This window comes from Chelativorans composti, from assembly GCF_039541695.1.
In the GTDB taxonomy this organism is placed as follows: domain Bacteria; phylum Pseudomonadota; class Alphaproteobacteria; order Rhizobiales; family Rhizobiaceae; genus Chelativorans; species Chelativorans composti.
This window is the reverse complement of sequence record NZ_BAABGS010000072.1, coordinates 21,626-36,958: the sequence shown is the minus strand read 5'-3', so window position 1 is coordinate 36,958 and position 15,333 is coordinate 21,626. Positions and strand designations below refer to the sequence as shown.

13 protein-coding genes are annotated in these 15,333 nt (G+C 63.7%); 5 read left to right on the top strand and 8 right to left on the bottom strand.

The window, feature by feature from the left end; all coding sequences use genetic code 11:
• Positions 1 to 361: 361 nt before the first annotated feature.
• Complete coding sequence (locus tag ABD906_RS13285; protein WP_345099899.1) at positions 362 to 775, top strand: RcnB family protein; 414 nt, start codon at positions 362 to 364, stop codon at positions 773 to 775.
• A 194-nt stretch (positions 776 to 969) separates the two neighbouring features.
• A complete protein-coding gene (locus ABD906_RS13280) occupies positions 970 to 2,292 on the top strand; it encodes an NAD(P)H-dependent oxidoreductase (protein WP_345099898.1) in 1,323 nt (440 codons plus the stop codon).
• A 134-nt stretch (positions 2,293 to 2,426) separates the two neighbouring features.
• Here ABD906_RS13280 and proC read toward each other — a convergent pair whose 3' ends face one another.
• From proC to ABD906_RS13240, 8 genes are all read right to left on the bottom strand, one after another.
• Positions 2,427 to 3,236: a pyrroline-5-carboxylate reductase gene (gene proC, locus ABD906_RS13275; protein ID WP_345099897.1), complete on the bottom strand. Its 810-nt coding sequence runs from the start codon at positions 3,234 to 3,236 to the stop codon at positions 2,427 to 2,429.
• Positions 3,237 to 3,342: 106 nt separating this feature from the next.
• Entirely contained in the window at positions 3,343 to 4,236 is an 894-nt protein-coding gene (folD, locus tag ABD906_RS13270) for a bifunctional methylenetetrahydrofolate dehydrogenase/methenyltetrahydrofolate cyclohydrolase FolD (protein WP_345099896.1), read from the bottom strand.
• Positions 4,237 to 4,315: 79 nt separating this feature from the next.
• On the bottom strand, positions 4,316 to 6,139 hold the full coding sequence (gene edd, locus ABD906_RS13265; RefSeq protein ID WP_345099895.1) for a phosphogluconate dehydratase: 1,824 nt from the start codon (positions 6,137 to 6,139) through the stop codon (positions 4,316 to 4,318).
• Positions 6,140 to 6,144: 5 nt separating this feature from the next.
• Entirely contained in the window at positions 6,145 to 6,843 is a 699-nt protein-coding gene (gene pgl, locus ABD906_RS13260) for a 6-phosphogluconolactonase (protein WP_345099894.1), read from the bottom strand.
• A gap of 2 nt (positions 6,844 to 6,845) precedes the next feature.
• Entirely contained in the window at positions 6,846 to 8,318 is a 1,473-nt protein-coding gene (gene zwf, locus ABD906_RS13255; RefSeq protein ID WP_345099893.1) for a glucose-6-phosphate dehydrogenase, read from the bottom strand.
• A 252-nt stretch (positions 8,319 to 8,570) separates the two neighbouring features.
• Positions 8,571 to 9,857, bottom strand: coding sequence for an NAD(P)/FAD-dependent oxidoreductase (locus ABD906_RS13250; RefSeq protein ID WP_345099892.1), 1,287 nt, complete (start codon positions 9,855 to 9,857; stop codon positions 8,571 to 8,573).
• A 21-nt stretch (positions 9,858 to 9,878) separates the two neighbouring features.
• Entirely contained in the window at positions 9,879 to 11,306 is a 1,428-nt protein-coding gene (locus ABD906_RS13245; protein WP_345099891.1) for a glutamine synthetase family protein, read from the bottom strand.
• 126 nt (positions 11,307 to 11,432) lie between these two features.
• Positions 11,433 to 11,861 (bottom strand): hypothetical protein, encoded by a 429-nt coding sequence (locus ABD906_RS13240; RefSeq protein WP_345099890.1) that lies wholly within the window; start codon positions 11,859 to 11,861, stop codon positions 11,433 to 11,435.
• Positions 11,862 to 12,098: 237 nt separating this feature from the next.
• Between ABD906_RS13240 and ABD906_RS13235 the strand changes: the two genes are divergently transcribed.
• The 3 genes from ABD906_RS13235 (at position 12,099) to ABD906_RS13225 (ending at position 15,332) form a co-directional block, all read left to right on the top strand.
• A complete protein-coding gene (locus ABD906_RS13235; protein ID WP_378188719.1) occupies positions 12,099 to 13,193 on the top strand; it encodes a polyamine ABC transporter substrate-binding protein in 1,095 nt (364 codons plus the stop codon).
• Between the two features lie 75 nt (positions 13,194 to 13,268).
• The gene (locus tag ABD906_RS13230; RefSeq protein ID WP_345099889.1) at positions 13,269 to 14,408 is read left to right on the top strand and encodes an ABC transporter ATP-binding protein; all 1,140 of its coding nucleotides are present in this window, start codon (positions 13,269 to 13,271) and stop codon (positions 14,406 to 14,408) included.
• A gap of 12 nt (positions 14,409 to 14,420) precedes the next feature.
• Complete coding sequence (locus ABD906_RS13225) at positions 14,421 to 15,332, top strand: ABC transporter permease subunit (protein WP_345099888.1); 912 nt, start codon at positions 14,421 to 14,423, stop codon at positions 15,330 to 15,332.
• The last annotated feature ends 1 nt before the right edge of the window (position 15,333 follow it).

Sequence of the window (15,333 nt, the reverse complement as noted above, 5' to 3'; positions counted from 1 at the left end):
CCACCAGGTCAGGAAGGACCATGTCAAAGCTCTCGCGAGATGAAAAGGGATAATCCGTGGTGATCAATGGTTTTTTCTCTGGAAAGTGTGCCGGAAAGGTATGGAACGCGGAGCCAGATCGAACGTTACCAGCTATGATTGTCATAGGAGACTAAAATGCTGAAGGGTGTCGTTCTCTGGGCGCTGGGCGTGCCGATCTTCGTGATCATTCTGCTTTACATGTTCGTATTCTGACGGGTGCTGCGGCGAGGGCCTGCCGCTGCGGCAGGTCGCTTCCTTACAGATTCCTAACGAAATTGTTCATGCCGGATTCATGCTTCGGGGTCTATGCAAGGGCCCATAGTAATCAGCGAGTCACGACATGAATACAGTTTCAAAGATTTTCGCCGCCGCCCTTGCCTTCACGATTGCCGCGTTGCCGGCCGCCGGGGCCAATGCCCAGGGTTATCCGTCCCGGCACGAGGTGCAGCGCCCGCATGCTCCGCAGCCGCCGCGTGCGCCTCAGCCGCCGAAGCTTGCGCCCCAGCCTCACAAGCCGGGCCCGCAGTTTAAACCCGCTCCGCAGCCGCATGCGCACAAGCCCATGCCGGCGAGGCGCAAGTTTTCGCGGGGCGACCGTTTCCAGGACTGGCGGCGTTATGCCGAGGTGCGTGACTACAAGCGTCACGGCCTGCGTCCGCCGGCTCCCGGCCAGCGGTGGATCAAGGTTGACAACGATTACGTGCTGATCGGCATCGCAACCGGCGTGATTGCCAGCATCATTGCCGGCCGCTGAGCCGTCGTCACAGGATCATGACGGGAAGGGCGCCCATCGGGTGCCCTTTTCGTTTTCAGGGCCGCAAGCGTCTCCGCCCATCCCGGCAGTGCCCACTCCGACGGTGAAAGAATCGGATGCTGCGGCAGTCTTCTTGTTGACAAGCGGGGCACTCGGGGCTCTATCTCCCGCGAGTTTCAAGCCGGACAAGAACAATGACCAACGTCGCACCTACTGGTTTAGCCCGTGACCTTCTCAAGCGCGCAGAGGAAGGACGGCCCGTGCGGGTCGGTATCATTGGGTGCGGCGAGATGGGTACCGACCTCGTCACGCAGATCGCGCGGATGAAGGGCATCGAGGTCGCGGTCGTGGCCGACCGGCGTTTCGTGAATGCGGAAGCCGCGATCAGGATCGCAGGCCGCGACCCGGACAGCGCGGGCCGGGCGACGACCATCGGAGAGATGGAGGACCTCATCCGTTCCGGACGCACGGCCATTGTGGGTGACGCCTACCAGCTCATCGCCAGCGAGCATGTGGATGTGGTCGTGGACGCGACGGGCAAGCCGATGGCCGGCGCGGAATACGGGCTGGCTACCATCAATGCCGGCAAGCATCTGGTTATGATGAATGTCGAGGCGGACGTTACCATCGGGGCCTATCTGAAGAGCCTGGCTGACAAGCAGGGCGTGGTCTACACGGTCGGCGCGGGCGACGAGCCGTCCTCCTGCATGGAGCTGGTCGAGTTCGTGAGCGCGCTCGGGTACGACATCGTCGCGGCCGGCAAGGGCAAGAACAATCCGCTCAACCACGACGCGACGCCTGACGACTACCGCGAGGAAGCGATCCGCCGGAACATGAACCCGCGCATGCTGGTGGAGTTCGTGGACGGGTCCAAGACCATGGTGGAGATGGCGGCGCTGGCGAATGCCACCGGCCTGGTGCCTGACAAGCCGGGCATGCACGGGCCCGCGGCGACACTCGAGGAACTGCCGCGCGTACTCTGCCCGAAGGAGGACGGCGGCATCCTCTCGCGCCGCGGTGTGGTGGATTATTCGATCGGCAGGGGCGTTGCGCCGGGCGTGTTCGTCATCGCCGACATGTCGCATCCGCGGCTCACCGAGCGCATGAGCGACCTGAAGCTCGGCGAGGGCCCCTATTTCACCTTCTACCGGCCGTTCCATCTCACCAGCCTAGAGGTGCCGCTCTCCTGCGCCCGCGCCGTGCTCTACCGCAAGGCTGACATGGTGCCGCTGCCGCGCCCCGTGGCGGAAGTCTGCGCGGTCGCCAAGCGCGACCTGCAGGCGGGCGAGAAACTGGACGCGATCGGCGAATATACCTACCGCTCGTGGACCATGAGCGTCGAGGATGCGCGTGCGTCGGACGCCGTGCCGTGCGGCCTGCTCGAGGGCGGAACGGTTCTCAAGCCGGTGAAGAAGGGCGAGCTGCTCACCTACGCCAATGTGGCGCCGGTACCGGGCACCAAGCTCATGGAGCTGCGGCGGCTGCAGGATGAAATGGTGTTCGGGGGCGCTGTATAGGTATTTGGCCCGGATGCTCGCTGCGTCAGCCTGCGGGAGCGTTTGAAGCAACAAACTGAAAAATCTCCTCTCTCTCTCGTGGTTCGACAGGCTCACCAGAAGGGGAGATAAGGAGGCGGTATTTCCGAAACTGGCTACTTGCCCAGTTCGATCGAACGGCGGCGGGCGGCGTCGACGGCCTCGTCGATCAGGTTTGCTAGCCGGTTGTCGCCCATCAGGACGGCAAGAGCGGCGGCGGTGGTGCCGTTGGGGCTCGTCACCTGCTCGCGCAGGCGACCAGGCTCCTCGCCGCTTTCCTTCGCCAGATTGGCCGCACCGTAGACCGTCTGCATGGCGAGCAGCTTCGCGGTCGGTTCCGAGAGCCCCGCCTTGATGGCGGCCGCGGTCAGGCATTCGATGAAATGGAAGACGTAAGCGGGACCGGAGCCCGAGACTGCAGTCACGGCGTCCATCTGGCTCTCGTCCTCCAGCACCGCGACCTCGCCGCTCGCGGAAAGCAGCGTGTTCACGAAGGCCATCATCTCCGGAGAGACAAGGGCGTTGGGATAGACAGCCATCATGCCCTTGCCGATGGCGGCCGGGGTGTTCGGCATGCAGCGGATGACCGGCGTGCTTTCGCCCAGGATGTCGGTGATGGTGCGGATGGCGATGCCGGCGGCAACGCTCAGGAAGGCCGCCTTCGGGGCGAGCGGGCGATATGCCGGAAGCACGTCGCGGATAACCTGCGGCTTGACCGCGATCACCACGAGATCGGCGGTCTCGCCTGCTATGGCATCGGGAGTGGCAGCGATACGGACGCCTGCCTCGGCGGCTCGGGCGCGCAGCGCCTCTTTGGGCTCGATAACCAGCACGTCGGCGGGCTGCACCGCGCCGGAGGCGAGCCAGCCCTTCAGCATGGCGAAACCCATGTTGCCGCAGCCGACGAGGATGACTGTTCCGGCCATTGGTGATCCTTTCCGCGTTCTGTCTGATCCGGTGCGCAGCGCGCCGCACGTGTCGACTATTGATTATGCCCAATCGCGGTCGAGCGAAAGTCCGTAGCCGGGCCGGTCAGAACTTCGGCTGTTCGAGGCCGGCGGCGCGGCAGGCCGCAGTCAGCGTGTTCGCCATCAGCATGGCGATGGTCATGGGGCCAACGCCGCCCGGAACGGGCGTGATGGCGCCGGCAACCTTGCTGGCCGAGTTGAAGTCAACGTCGCCGACGAGGCGGGTCTTTCCCTCACCCTTCTCGGGGGCGGGAATGCGGTTGATGCCGACATCGATCACGGTCGCGCCGGGCTTGATCCAGTCGCCCTTGATCATCTGCGGACGGCCCACCGCGGCAACCACGATATCCGCCTGGCGGACCACCTCCGGCAGGTTGGCCGTGCGGCTGTGGGCGATGGTGACGGTGGCGTTGGCGGCCAGCAGCAGGTTCGCCATCGGTTTGCCGACGATGTTGGATCGGCCCACCACGACGGCAGAGAGGCCGGAGAGATCCCGACCGCGCACGCGGTCGATCAGCAGCATGCAGCCCGCAGGGGTACAGGGCACGAACGCCGAGTCGATCTCGCCAGTGCCGAGCTTGCCGACGTTGATGAAGTGGAAGCCGTCGACGTCCTTGTCCGGCGAGATGGCCTGGATGACCGCGCCAGAGTCGATGTGATCCGGGAGCGGCAACTGAACAAGGATGCCGTGGATGGCGGGATCGTTGTTGAGCCGATCAACCAGCGCCAGCAGCTCAGCCTGGGTGATCTCCCTCGGCAGGGTGTGTTGCACGGAGTGGAAGCCGCATTCCTTCGCCATCCGGGACTTGGATGCGACATAGACCTGGCTTGCGGGATCCTCACCGACGAGAATGGTTGCCAGACCCGGCACCACGGTACCCGCGATGGACGCCGCATGCGCCGTCACTTTCGCCACGATTTCAGCCGCCACGGCCTTGCCGTCGATGATTTCCGCCACGGTCATCTCCCTCGAGTATGGGTGAGTGAAGGTGGTGGTTGAATATTCACCGGCGGGGGTCAGCGCAAGCCATGTTTCGCTAGACCCGCTCGAATATCGACGCACCCTCGTCGGCGCGGCCCGCGATCCGGCGGAAGGCGGCGAAGAGTTCGCGTCCCATGCCGTGCTGGCGGAAGGAGAGATCGACGGGCTCCACCTCGCGGCGGGCGAACTCCTGCTCATCCACGAGCACCTCGAGGCGGCCGGTCCCGGCATCGACGCGGACAATGTCGCCGTCGCGGATCTTCGCGATCGGGCCACCGTCGAGCGCCTCGGGGGTCACATGGATGGCGGCCGGCACCTTGCCGGAAGCGCCGGACATGCGGCCATCCGTCACCAGGGCCACGCGGTAGCCGCGGTCCTGCAGGACGCCGAGGGCCGGGGTGAGCTTGTGCAGTTCCGGCATGCCGTTCGCCTTGGGGCCCTGGTAGCGGACCACCGCCACCACGTCGCGGTTCATGCGGCCCTCCTTGAAGGCCTGCTGGAGTTCCTCCTGCGTATGGAAAACCATGGCGGGAGCCTCGATGATGCGGTGCTGCGGCTTGACCGCAGAGACCTTGATGATCGCGTTGCCAAGGTTTCCGGTGAGAAGGCGCAGGCCGCCCGTTGGCTGGAATGCCCTCGAGACGGGAACGAGAACCTTCTCGTTGCCGCTCTGCTCGGGGGCGGGGATGCGGATAACATTGCCATCCTCGCTGAGCCTGGCCTCGACGGCGTAGTTGCGCAGGCCGGGACCCCAGACCGTTGAGACATCTTCATGCAGCAGACCGGCGTCCAGCAGCTCGCGGATCAGGAAACCGAGACCGCCTGCGGCGTGGAAGTGGTTCACATCGGCAAGGCCGTTCGGGTAGACGCGGGCGAGCAGCGGCACGAGGTCGGAAATCTCCTCGATGTCCTGCCAGGTCAGGCTGATGCCGGCGGCAGCGGCAATGGCAATCAGATGAATCGTGTGGTTGGTGGAGCCGCCGGTGGCGTTGAGACCGACCACGGCGTTGACGATGGAGCGCTCGTCGATCATGCGGCCGATGGGCGTGAACTCGTTGCCCTGGGTGGTGATGGCGATCGCCCGCTTTGCCGCTTCCCTCGTCAGCGCGGTACGCAGCGGGGTGTTCGGGTTGATGAAGGACGAGCCGGGGATATGGAGACCCATCATTTCCATCATCATCTGGTTGGAATTGGCTGTGCCGTAGAAAGTGCAGGTGCCGGGGCCGTGGTAGGACTTCGACTCGGCTTCGAGCAGCGCATCGCGGCCCACCTTGCCCTCGGCGTAGAGCTGGCGGACCTTCGCCTTCTCGTCGTTTGGCAGGCCGGAGGTCATGGGGCCCGCGGGGATGAAGACGGCGGGCAGATGGCCGAAGGTAAGGGCGGCGATCATCAGACCCGGCACGATCTTGTCGCAGATGCCCAGGAAGACCGCGGCGTCGAACATGTTGTGCGAGAGGCCAACGGCGGCGGAGAGCGCGATCACGTCGCGCGAGAACAGCGACAGCTCCATGCCGGGCTGGCCCTGGGTGACACCATCGCACATGGCGGGAACGCCGGCGGCGACCTGCGCCACCGCGCCCACCTCGCGGGCGGCCTCGCGGATCAGTTCGGGATAGTGCTCATAGGGTTGATGGGCCGAGAGCATGTCGTTGTAGGCGGTGATGATGGCGAGGTTCGGCGCCGTCGAGCCCGCCAGTGCCGCCTTGTCGCCCGGCGCACAGGCGGCAAAGCCGTGGGCGAGATTGCCGCAGGAGAGTACGGCGCGGTGCGGTCCCTTCGAAATCGCCTCCTCGACGCGGGCAAGATAGGCTTCGCGGGTGGGGCGGGAACGCTCGCGGATTCGGTCGGTGATTGCCTGAAGCTCAGCTCTGACGGTCATGGTTCTCAACCTTTCGGGGCCCAGTAAACGCGGACGGGCACCGCTGTCCTTTCGATGACGGCCCGGATGGGGAGCGGCGGTTCTTCGGCCAGCGCCCGCTCGAGGACGGCTTTCTTGTCGTCGCCCTCGATATGCAGGAACACTGAGCGCGCACCGCTGATGACGGGCATGGAAAGAGTCAGCCGCGGCTCCTGCGCCGTCCCCGAGATGACGGGAAGGACGGCAGGGCCGTCCTCCGCCGCGAGTATATCGCCAATGTTGGCCGCATCGGGGAAGAAGGATGCCGTGTGCCCGTCGGTGCCCATACCGAGGACAACGACATCGAGCGGCAGGGGCAGGGCGGAAATGCGGCTGGCAGCCAACCGGGCAGCTTCGCCGACATCCCCCGCATCGGAGTAGAGAGGGACAAAGATGGCTGCGGCCGCCCGGTTTTTGAGCAGATGTTCCCGCGCCAGCTTCGCGTTGGACCGGTCGGAGGAGGGCGGCACGAAGCGCTCGTCGGCGAGCGTGACGGTAACCTTCTCCCAGTCCAGCGGGGCTTCGGACAGGCGCTCCATGAAGAGGCGCGGCGTGGTGCCGCCGGAGACGGCGAGAAGGGCCCCAGCCCGCGCGTCAACGGCAGCGGAAAGCTCGCCCGCCACGGCGGCGGCGAGCGCGTCGGCCAGCGCGGACGGTGTCTCGAACGTGTGCCATTCGATGTTCATCGTCAGATGCTCTCGTGCCAGGTGCGGCCTTCCCGCTCGATCAGGGCGATGGAGGCCGAGGGGCCCCAGGTGCCTGCCGTGTAGAGCTGGACCGGCTGCTTGTTGTCCTCCCAGGCGGCGATGATCGGGTCGATCCAGTGCCAGGCCGCCTCCACCTCGTCGCGGCGCATGAACAGGGTCTGGTTGCCGCGGATCACGTCCATGATGAGACGCTCATAGGCGTCCGGGTTCCGGTCCTTGAAGGATTCGGCGAAGCTCATGTCGAGCGGCACGTGGCGCAGGCGCATGCCACCGGGGCCAGGGTCCTTGATCATAATCCATTGCTTCACGCCCTCGTCCGGCTGGAGACGGATTACCAGCTGGTTGGCGAATACGGGCCCCGCACCCTCGCCGAAGATGGAATGCGGGATGGGCTTGAACTCGATGACGATTTCGGAAACCCGCGCGGCGAGGCGCTTGCCTGTGCGCAGGTAGAAGGGCACACCCGCCCAGCGCCAGTTGCCGATCTCGGCCTTGAGGGCGACGAAGGTCTCGGTGTTGCTGGGAACGCCGCCGAGATCGTCGATGTAGGACTTGACCGGCCCCTCGGCGGACGCGCCGGCGCGGTACTGGCCGCGCACGGTGCAACGTTCGGCGTTGGAGCCGTTGATCGGCTTCAGCGCACGCAGAACCTTCAGCTTCTCATCGCGGACAGCATCCGCGTCGAGGGATGAGGGCGGCTCCATGGCGACGAGGCAAAGGAGCTGCAGCATGTGGTTCTGCACCATGTCGCGCAGGGCGCCGGCCTTGTCGTAGTAGTCGGCGCGCCCCTCGATGCCGACCGATTCGGCTACGGTGATCTGCACGTGGTCGATGTGGGCATTGTTCCAGAGCGGCTCGTACATGGCGTTGGCAAAGCGCAGCGCCATCAGGTTCTGCACCGTCTCCTTGCCCAGGTAATGATCGATGCGGAAGATGTGGCGCTCGTCGAAAACGCTGCCGACGATCTCGTTCACGTGGCGGGCGGTCACGAGGCTGCGGCCGATGGGCTTCTCCACGATGATACGGGCCGTGGGCGTGTTGAGCCTATGCTCTTCGATCTGCCGGACGAAGTCGCCGAAGATGGCGGGCGCCACGGCGAGATAGAAGGCGCGGATGGTCTCGTCATTGCCAAGCTGTTCCTTGAGGGCGGGGAAACCGCCCCCCGTGCGGGCATCCACCGGGACGTAGGTGAGCCGCTTCAGGAACCGGTCCAGCTCCGCAGCGTCGATTTCCGACGGGGGCACGTGTTCGACGATGGCCTTCTTCGCCAGCTCCCGGAACTGGTCGTCATTCATCTCCGTGCGCGCCGCGCCAATGATGCGGGTCGGCTCGCTGAACTGACCTGCGCGCTGGCGCTGGTAGAGCGCCGGCAGCAGCTTGCGCTGGGAAAGGTCTCCGGTCGCTCCGAAGACAACAAGATCAAAGGGTTCAACCGGAATTATCTGGCTCGTCATGCGCGCACTGCCCTTGAGGTTACGGCCGGTTTGTATGCTAATCGATTTAAAAACGCCAGATGTTATTGAAGCATTCAAACATGGCAGGGGGAAGGAGGACCGGGTCGGGAGAAGGGGGTAATGAACTGCTGGGGGCTCGGAAGGAAGTTGGAGATTCTGTCAGTTCCCGCTCTGGCTCTTGCCAAGGACTTGGGGACGAGCCCCAAGTCCTGATCTTCCGTCGCTCGCTTCTTCCGAAGGAAGCTTCCGCGTTCAGATCCGGTCGCGCAGGGCGAACCAGTTGAGGGCAACGAGCTGGAGCACCGACTGGAAGCGATGCCCGCCGGGGAAGGGCGGGATCTTCAGGTCTTCGAAGAGCTTCAGCCGCTCGCGATTGCCGGCGATGGTTTCCGCATAGAGCCTGCCCATGAAGTTCGACAGCATGACGCCGTGGCCGGAGTAGCCGCCGATGGAAATTACATGCGGCATGACCTCGCGCACGAAGGGCAGGCGCGGCATGGTGATGCCGACGTAGCCGCCCCAGGCGTGGGTGATCTCGGTGTTGCGCAGCGTCGGGTAGATTTCCGCGATCTGGCGTCGAATCTGGTGGCTAATGTCGCCGGGATTGGCCTTGGAATAGACCTCGCGGCCGCCGAACAGAAGGCGGTTGTCGCGGGACTTGCGGAAATAGCGGACCACGAAGCGGGAATCGTCGACGCTCTCGCCGCCCGGTAGAACGCTCGTGTCCGGCGGGAGAGGCGGTGTCGCGCCGATGAAGGAGCCGATCGGCATCACATGGCGCGCCGTCTGCTTCTCGAGGCCGCCGATATGGGCATTGGCGGCAAGCAGGCAGTGGTCGGCAGTGATGGTTCCGCGCTGCGTTGTCACCGTGACCTTCCCACCCTCGGAACGAATGCCCGTGGCCGGTGTATGCTCGAAGATCTTCGCGCCGGCGGCAGCCGCCACGCGGGCAGTGCCCACCACCAGCTTCAGCGGATTGATGTGGCCGGTGCCCGTGTCGCGGATGCCTCCGAAGTAGTGGGTGGACCCGAGGCGGGAGACCGTCTCCTCGCGGTCCATGAAGGCGATGTGCTGGTAGCCGACCCGCTCGCGCATGTAGTCCGCGTGCCTGCGGTAGGCAGGCAGGAGACGCTGCTTGTGGGTCACGGAGAGCTGGCCGGGCATGTACTCGATGTCGATCTTGTGCCCGGCCGCGAAGGACAGGAGATGGGCCTTGGCCTCCTCCGCGAGATCGAAGAGCGCCTTGGCGCGCGTGAAGCCGATTTCCGCCTCCAGGTCTTCCACCCAGGAGCGCTGGCCGGTTCCGAGCTGGCCGCCGTTGCGACCCGACGCGCCATCGCCGAGGCGGTGGGCCTCGATCAGGACGACGTCGGAGCCAGCCTGGGCGAGCGCGACCGCCGCCGACAGGCCGGTGAAGCCGCCGCCGATGATCACCACATCGGCGCTACGGCTGCCATCGAGTGCGGGAAATTCGGGTCTTTCCTCAAGGGTCGCCTCGTACCACGAAATGCCGGGCGAAATCGGAGACTGGTAGCCCATAACAGGCTGATTCCTATACGTTTAAACGTTCAGGAGGAGATACTCTCGCTCCCATGGGCTGATTACACGCATGAACGTCTCGAACTCCATGCGCTTGATTGCCGCAAAGGTCGTGACAAAGCTTTCGCCCAGAATTTCATGCAGCTGCTTGTCCTGCTCGAAAAGCGCGACGGCTTCAAGCAGGCCGCGCGGCAGCTCGATCAAATCTTCGTTGACCGTTTTCGTAGCCGGGGCATCCGGCTCGATCCGGTTCAGGATGCCGAGCAGGCCGCAGGCCAGCGACGCGGCCAGCGCGAGATAGGGGTTGGCGTCAGACGAGGGGATGCGGTTCTCGACGCGGCGCGCGGACGGATCCGAGATCGGCACGCGGAAGGCCGCGGTGCGGTTGTCATAGCCCCAGCGGGTGTTGACCGGCGCAGCCGCGCTCTGCGTCAGGCGGCGGTACGAATTCACGTAAGGAGCCAGCATGACCAGGGCATTCGGGATGTGCTTCTGCAGACCGCCGATGAAGTGACGGAAGGTCTCGCTCTCGCTGCCGTCCGGGTTGGAGAAGACGTTCTGGCCTGTCTTCGCGTCCACGATGGACTGATGAATGTGCATGGCCGAGCCGGGCTGGTCCTGAATCGGCTTGGCCATGAAGGTGGCGTAGATGTCATGTTTCAGCGCCGCCTCGCGGATCGTGCGCTTGAACATGAAGACCTGGTCGGCAAGCTCGATCGGGTCGCCGTGACGCAGATTGATTTCGAGCTGCCCGGCGCCTTCCTCGTGGATCAGCGTGTCGATCTCCAGGCCCTGGGCCTCGGAGAAATGGTAGATGTCGTCGATCAGCTCGTCGAACTCGTTGACACCGGCGATCGAGTAGCCCTGGCCGCCGCCGATCGGACGGCCCGAACGGCCGACCGGAGGCGTCAGCGGATAGTCCGGGTCCGGGTTCTTGTGCACCAGATAGAATTCGATCTCCGGCGCCACGATCGGCTTCATGCCGAGCTCGGCATATTTCCTCATCACCCGGCGGAGCACGTTGCGGGGGCTGTATTCGACGGCACGGCCATCCTGGCGGGCCAGGTCACAAATCACCTGCGCCGTGGGGTCGCTCTCCCACGGCACGACCGCCAGCGTGTTGAGGTCCGGCACCAGTTTCAGGTCGCCGTCATCCTCGGGATACACGAAGCCGTGGCCATCCTCCGGATACTCACCGGAGATGGTGGTGAGAAACACCGCCGACGGCAGGGCGAGCGATGTGTTGGAGATGAACTTCTTCGCGGGCATCATCTTGCCACGCGCAATGCCTGCCTGGTCGGGCGTGATGCACTCGATGTCCTCGATCCCGCGCCAGGCCAGCCACTCCGTGGCCTGTTTCCAATCCTTCACGCCGCGAGGACTGAGCAGATAGGGGGCAGGGCCCTTCTGTTGGCTCTTCCCGTTGGAGTTCTTTTTCTTTTTCAACATCAATCACCCAAATGGTTCAATGCTAATTAATATATGAGCGGATCAAGTTGCAATGAAGGCACGTTCTCGCCGAGCAATTCGTTCAATTTAGGTCACGGAACCCGCCCGTCACCCGTCTTGCCGACTTCAGTGCGTCGAAAAGTCTTGCAGCAGGTCAGTTACCGTACACTGGATCTTTTCCGGCGTAAGCGGAAGCGTAATGATGGCATCCGCAGCCATGGCCAACTTGACGGTGCCGTCAAAGGGCTTCTGCCGGGCGATGATAATGATGCGGGGCAGCCCGTCGCCGCGGCTGTCGCGTAGCCTGATCAGGGCATCGACAAGCTGGTCGCTGGCGCTTTCCCCGCCCGTCTCGTCCAGAACCGCGACGGACACGTCGGCGCCATCTAGGTCGCCAGCCGGTCCGGAAGGATCCATGAACTGAGGGCGGCACTTCACCAGCTTCAGGCTGTTGCTCAGGATGATCCTGTTCGCCGGCGATGATGAAACAATCAGCGCAGCGCCAGTCGTGCGCTGTCTGGCAGCCTCTGTCCTCCTCGTCGAGGACCTCGCCATTCCCCCCGCCATCGCGTCCCCACGCGCAATCAGTGGTTGTAAGCCTACAGCCGCCCCAATACAGACAAGACAGGGGCGAGTCAATCACCAACGGGCATGACGATCAAATTCTCGAAAGCCTGGGGGAAATCTTCTGCAACTACCTAGATTCCTGCTTGTTAATAACAGTGTTCGACAATAGTTTCGTGCGGTTTTCTGGCGCTGCAGGGTGCGCCTTGTGGAGGGAGTGGGTCCGTCATGCGTAAGCTTGTGCTTCTTTCAGTTCTTTCCGTTTCTACAGCTCTCTCCGTCAACGGGACGTCGGCTCAGGAACGCGTCGTCAACGTCTACAACTGGTCGGACTATATCGACGAAAGCATCCTGGAAGATTTCACCAAGGAGACGGGCATCAAGGTCGTCTACGACGTCTATGACTCGAACGAGGTTCTTGAAACCAAGCTCCTCGCTGGCGGGTCTGGCTATGACGTCGTCAGTCCCACCGGCGAGTTCCTGGCGCGCCAGATCCAGGCGGGCGTTTTCCAGAAGCTCGACAAGTCGAAGCTTCCCAACCTCAAGAACATGTGGGACGTGATCGAGAAGAACACGGCGATGTACGATCCGGACAACGCCTACTCGATCAACTACATGTGGGGCACGACCGGGCTTGGCTACAACGTGGCCAAGGTGAAGGAGGCGCTCGGCATCGACAGGATTGAGTCCTGGGATGTTCTCTTCGATCCGGAAAAGGCCGCCAAACTCGCCGACTGCGGCATCTACGTGCTCGACACGCCGACCGACGTGCTGCGCGCGGCGCTCAACTACCTGGGGCTTGATCCGAACACGACCGATCAGGACGAGCTGCAGAAGGCCGGCGACGTGCTGCTGGCGGTTCGCCCGTACATCCGCAAGTTCCATTCGTCGGAATACATCAACGCGCTGGCCAACGGCGACATCTGCCTGGCGATCGGCTACTCGGGCGACGTCTTCCAGGCCCGCGACCGCGCGGCCGAGGCGAACAACGGCGTCGAAGTCGCCTACGCCATTCCCCAGGAAGGCGCTCAGATGTGGTTCGACCAGATGGCAATCCCGGCAGACGCCAAGAATGTCGAGGAGGCGCACGAGTTCCTCAACTTCATCATGCGCCCGGACGTGATCGCCAAGGCCTCGAACTTCACGGTCTACGCGAACGGCAACCTCGCCTCGCAGGAGTTCATCGACGAGGAAATCATCAACGATCCCGCCGTCTATCCGGACCAGGCGATCATGTCCAAGCTGTTCACGGTGCTGCCGTTTGATCCGAAGACCCAGCGGTTCGTGACCCGTCTCTGGACCAAGATCGTAACCGGACAGTAATACGCACAGCGTGTCCCGGCCGGCTGCATCGCAGCAGCCGGCCGATTCCTATCGTTGGGACGGGAGGCAGAATTCATGGCGTCTCTTGGCAGCATCCGGCGTGACTTTGCGCCCTGGACCAACCCCGAGGCGAAGCCGCTGATCCGTTTTGAAAACGTGACCAAGCACTTTGGCTCACATACGGCGGTCGATAACCTTTCCCTTTCCATCTACGAGCGGGAGTTCTTCGTCCTGCTAGGACCTTCGGGTTGCGGCAAGACCACGCTGTTGCGGATGCTGGGGGGATTCGAGCAGCCGACGTCGGGGCGCGTGCTGCTGGACGGGCAGGATCTTTCCGGCGTGCCGCCCTACCGGCGGCCGGTGAACATGATGTTCCAGTCCTACGCGCTCTTCCCGCACATGACGGTGGAGAAGAACATTGCCTTCGGCCTCAAGCAGGAAGGCATGCCTAAGGACAAGATCGCCGAGCGCGTCGCGAGCATGCTGAAGCTCGTGAAGCTGGAGAAGTATGCCGCACGCAAGCCGCACCAGCTTTCGGGCGGCCAGCGGCAGCGCGTAGCGCTGGCCCGCGCACTTGCCAAGCGGCCGCGGGTGCTGCTGCTGGACGAGCCGCTGGGAGCGCTCGACAAGAAGCTGCGCGAGGAAACGCAGTTCGAGCTGATGGACCTGCAGCAGGAGCTGGGGCTCACCTTCGTCATCGTCACGCATGACCAGGACGAGGCCATGACCATGGCCGACCGCATCGCGGTGATGGACGCGGGCAAGGTGCTGCAGGTGGCGACGCCGGCGGAGATCTATGAGGCACCCAATTCGCGCTTCGTGGCAGAGTTCATCGGCAGCATCAATATCTTCGACGGGGAAATCGTCGAGAAGAAGGGCGGAACGGCGCGGTTCCGGGACAAGAGCGGTTCGGAGTTCCTCGTCAGCCTGGGGGCCAATCCGCAGGTCAACGGTTCCGGATCGCTCGCGGTCCGGCCCGAGAAGATGACGATCACCCGCCAGCGGCCCGCCGATGCCGTCAATGCCATCGAGGGCGAGGTGTGGGACATCGCCTATCTCGGTGACCTTACGCTCTACAATCTGAAACTGGATGACGGGCGCATCATCAAGATCAGCATGATGAACAGCCGCCGGACGGTTGAGGACGTCCTGACCTGGTACGACCGCGCGTGGGTATCCTTCGCCCCCGACGCGGGCGTCATTCTGACCCGTTAGGAGGACAGGGAGATGCCCCGGCGGTTTTCCTTCTCGCTTCGCTGGCTGGTCATCGGAGCCCCGTATCTGTGGCTGCTGGTGCTGTTCCTGGCGCCATTCCTGATCGTCTTCAAGATTTCGTTGTCGCAGACGGCGAATGCGATGCCGCCCTATTTCCCGACGGTCGACCTGGCGGAGGGATGGAGCGGCCTCGTCGAGGCGTTCCGGGAGTTTTCTTTCGACAATTACTTCTGGGTCTTCGACGACCCCCTCTACATCAAGTCGTACCTGTCGAGCCTGAAGTTCGCCGCCATCTCGACCTTGCTGACGCTGCTTATCGGCTACCCGATCGCATACGGCATGGCGCGGGCGCCGGAGAACATGCGCTCTTACCTGGTGATGCTGGTCATCCTGCCGTTCTGGACGAGTTTCCTCATCCGCATCTATGCGTGGATCGCGATCCTGAAGCCGGAGGGCCTCCTGAACCAGTTCCTGATGTGGCTTGGGGTGATCAACCAGCCGCTTATCATCCTCAACACGGACTGGGCGATCTACATCGGCATCGTCTATTCGTATCTGCCATTCATGGTGCTGCCGCTCTATGCGGCGCTGGAGAAGATGGATCATTCGCTGATCGAGGCGGCGCAGGACCTCGGCTGCACACCGACCAAGGCCTTCTGGACCGTGACCTTCCCGCTCTCACTTCCGGGTGTGGTGGCCGGGTCGATGCTGGTATTCATCCCGGCGGTCGGCGAGTTCGTGGTCCCGGACCTGCTCGGCGGTTCCGACACGCTGATGATCGGCAAGACCCTGTGGACCGAGTTTTTCGCCAACCGCGACTGGCCCGTGGCCTCCGCCGTGGCCATTCTGCTGTTGCTGATCCTTGTCCTGCCGATCGTCTACTTCCAGCGGGTGCAGGCGCGCACACGCGAAAGCGAGGTGTGAG

Bases quoted from the DNA above. Each gene is read 5' to 3' on its own strand.
- ABD906_RS13280 (WP_345099898.1), top strand. From the start codon at position 970: ATGACCAACGTCGCACCTACTGGTTTAGCCCGTGACCTTCTCAAGCGC.
- ABD906_RS13240 (WP_345099890.1), bottom strand. From the start codon at position 11,861: ATGGCGAGGTCCTCGACGAGGAGGACAGAGGCTGCCAGACAGCGCACG.
- ABD906_RS13285 (WP_345099899.1), top strand. From the start codon at position 362: ATGAATACAGTTTCAAAGATTTTCGCCGCCGCCCTTGCCTTCACGATT.
- ABD906_RS13235 (WP_378188719.1), top strand. From the start codon at position 12,099: ATGCGTAAGCTTGTGCTTCTTTCAGTTCTTTCCGTTTCTACAGCTCTC.
- edd (WP_345099895.1), bottom strand. From the start codon at position 6,139: ATGACCGTCAGAGCTGAGCTTCAGGCAATCACCGACCGAATCCGCGAG.
- proC (WP_345099897.1), bottom strand. From the start codon at position 3,236: ATGGCCGGAACAGTCATCCTCGTCGGCTGCGGCAACATGGGTTTCGCC.
- ABD906_RS13225 (WP_345099888.1), top strand. From the start codon at position 14,421: ATGCCCCGGCGGTTTTCCTTCTCGCTTCGCTGGCTGGTCATCGGAGCC.
- pgl (WP_345099894.1), bottom strand. From the start codon at position 6,843: ATGAACATCGAATGGCACACGTTCGAGACACCGTCCGCGCTGGCCGAC.
- ABD906_RS13245 (WP_345099891.1), bottom strand. From the start codon at position 11,306: ATGTTGAAAAAGAAAAAGAACTCCAACGGGAAGAGCCAACAGAAGGGC.
- ABD906_RS13230 (WP_345099889.1), top strand. From the start codon at position 13,269: ATGGCGTCTCTTGGCAGCATCCGGCGTGACTTTGCGCCCTGGACCAAC.
- ABD906_RS13250 (WP_345099892.1), bottom strand. From the start codon at position 9,857: ATGGGCTACCAGTCTCCGATTTCGCCCGGCATTTCGTGGTACGAGGCG.
- zwf (WP_345099893.1), bottom strand. From the start codon at position 8,318: ATGACGAGCCAGATAATTCCGGTTGAACCCTTTGATCTTGTTGTCTTC.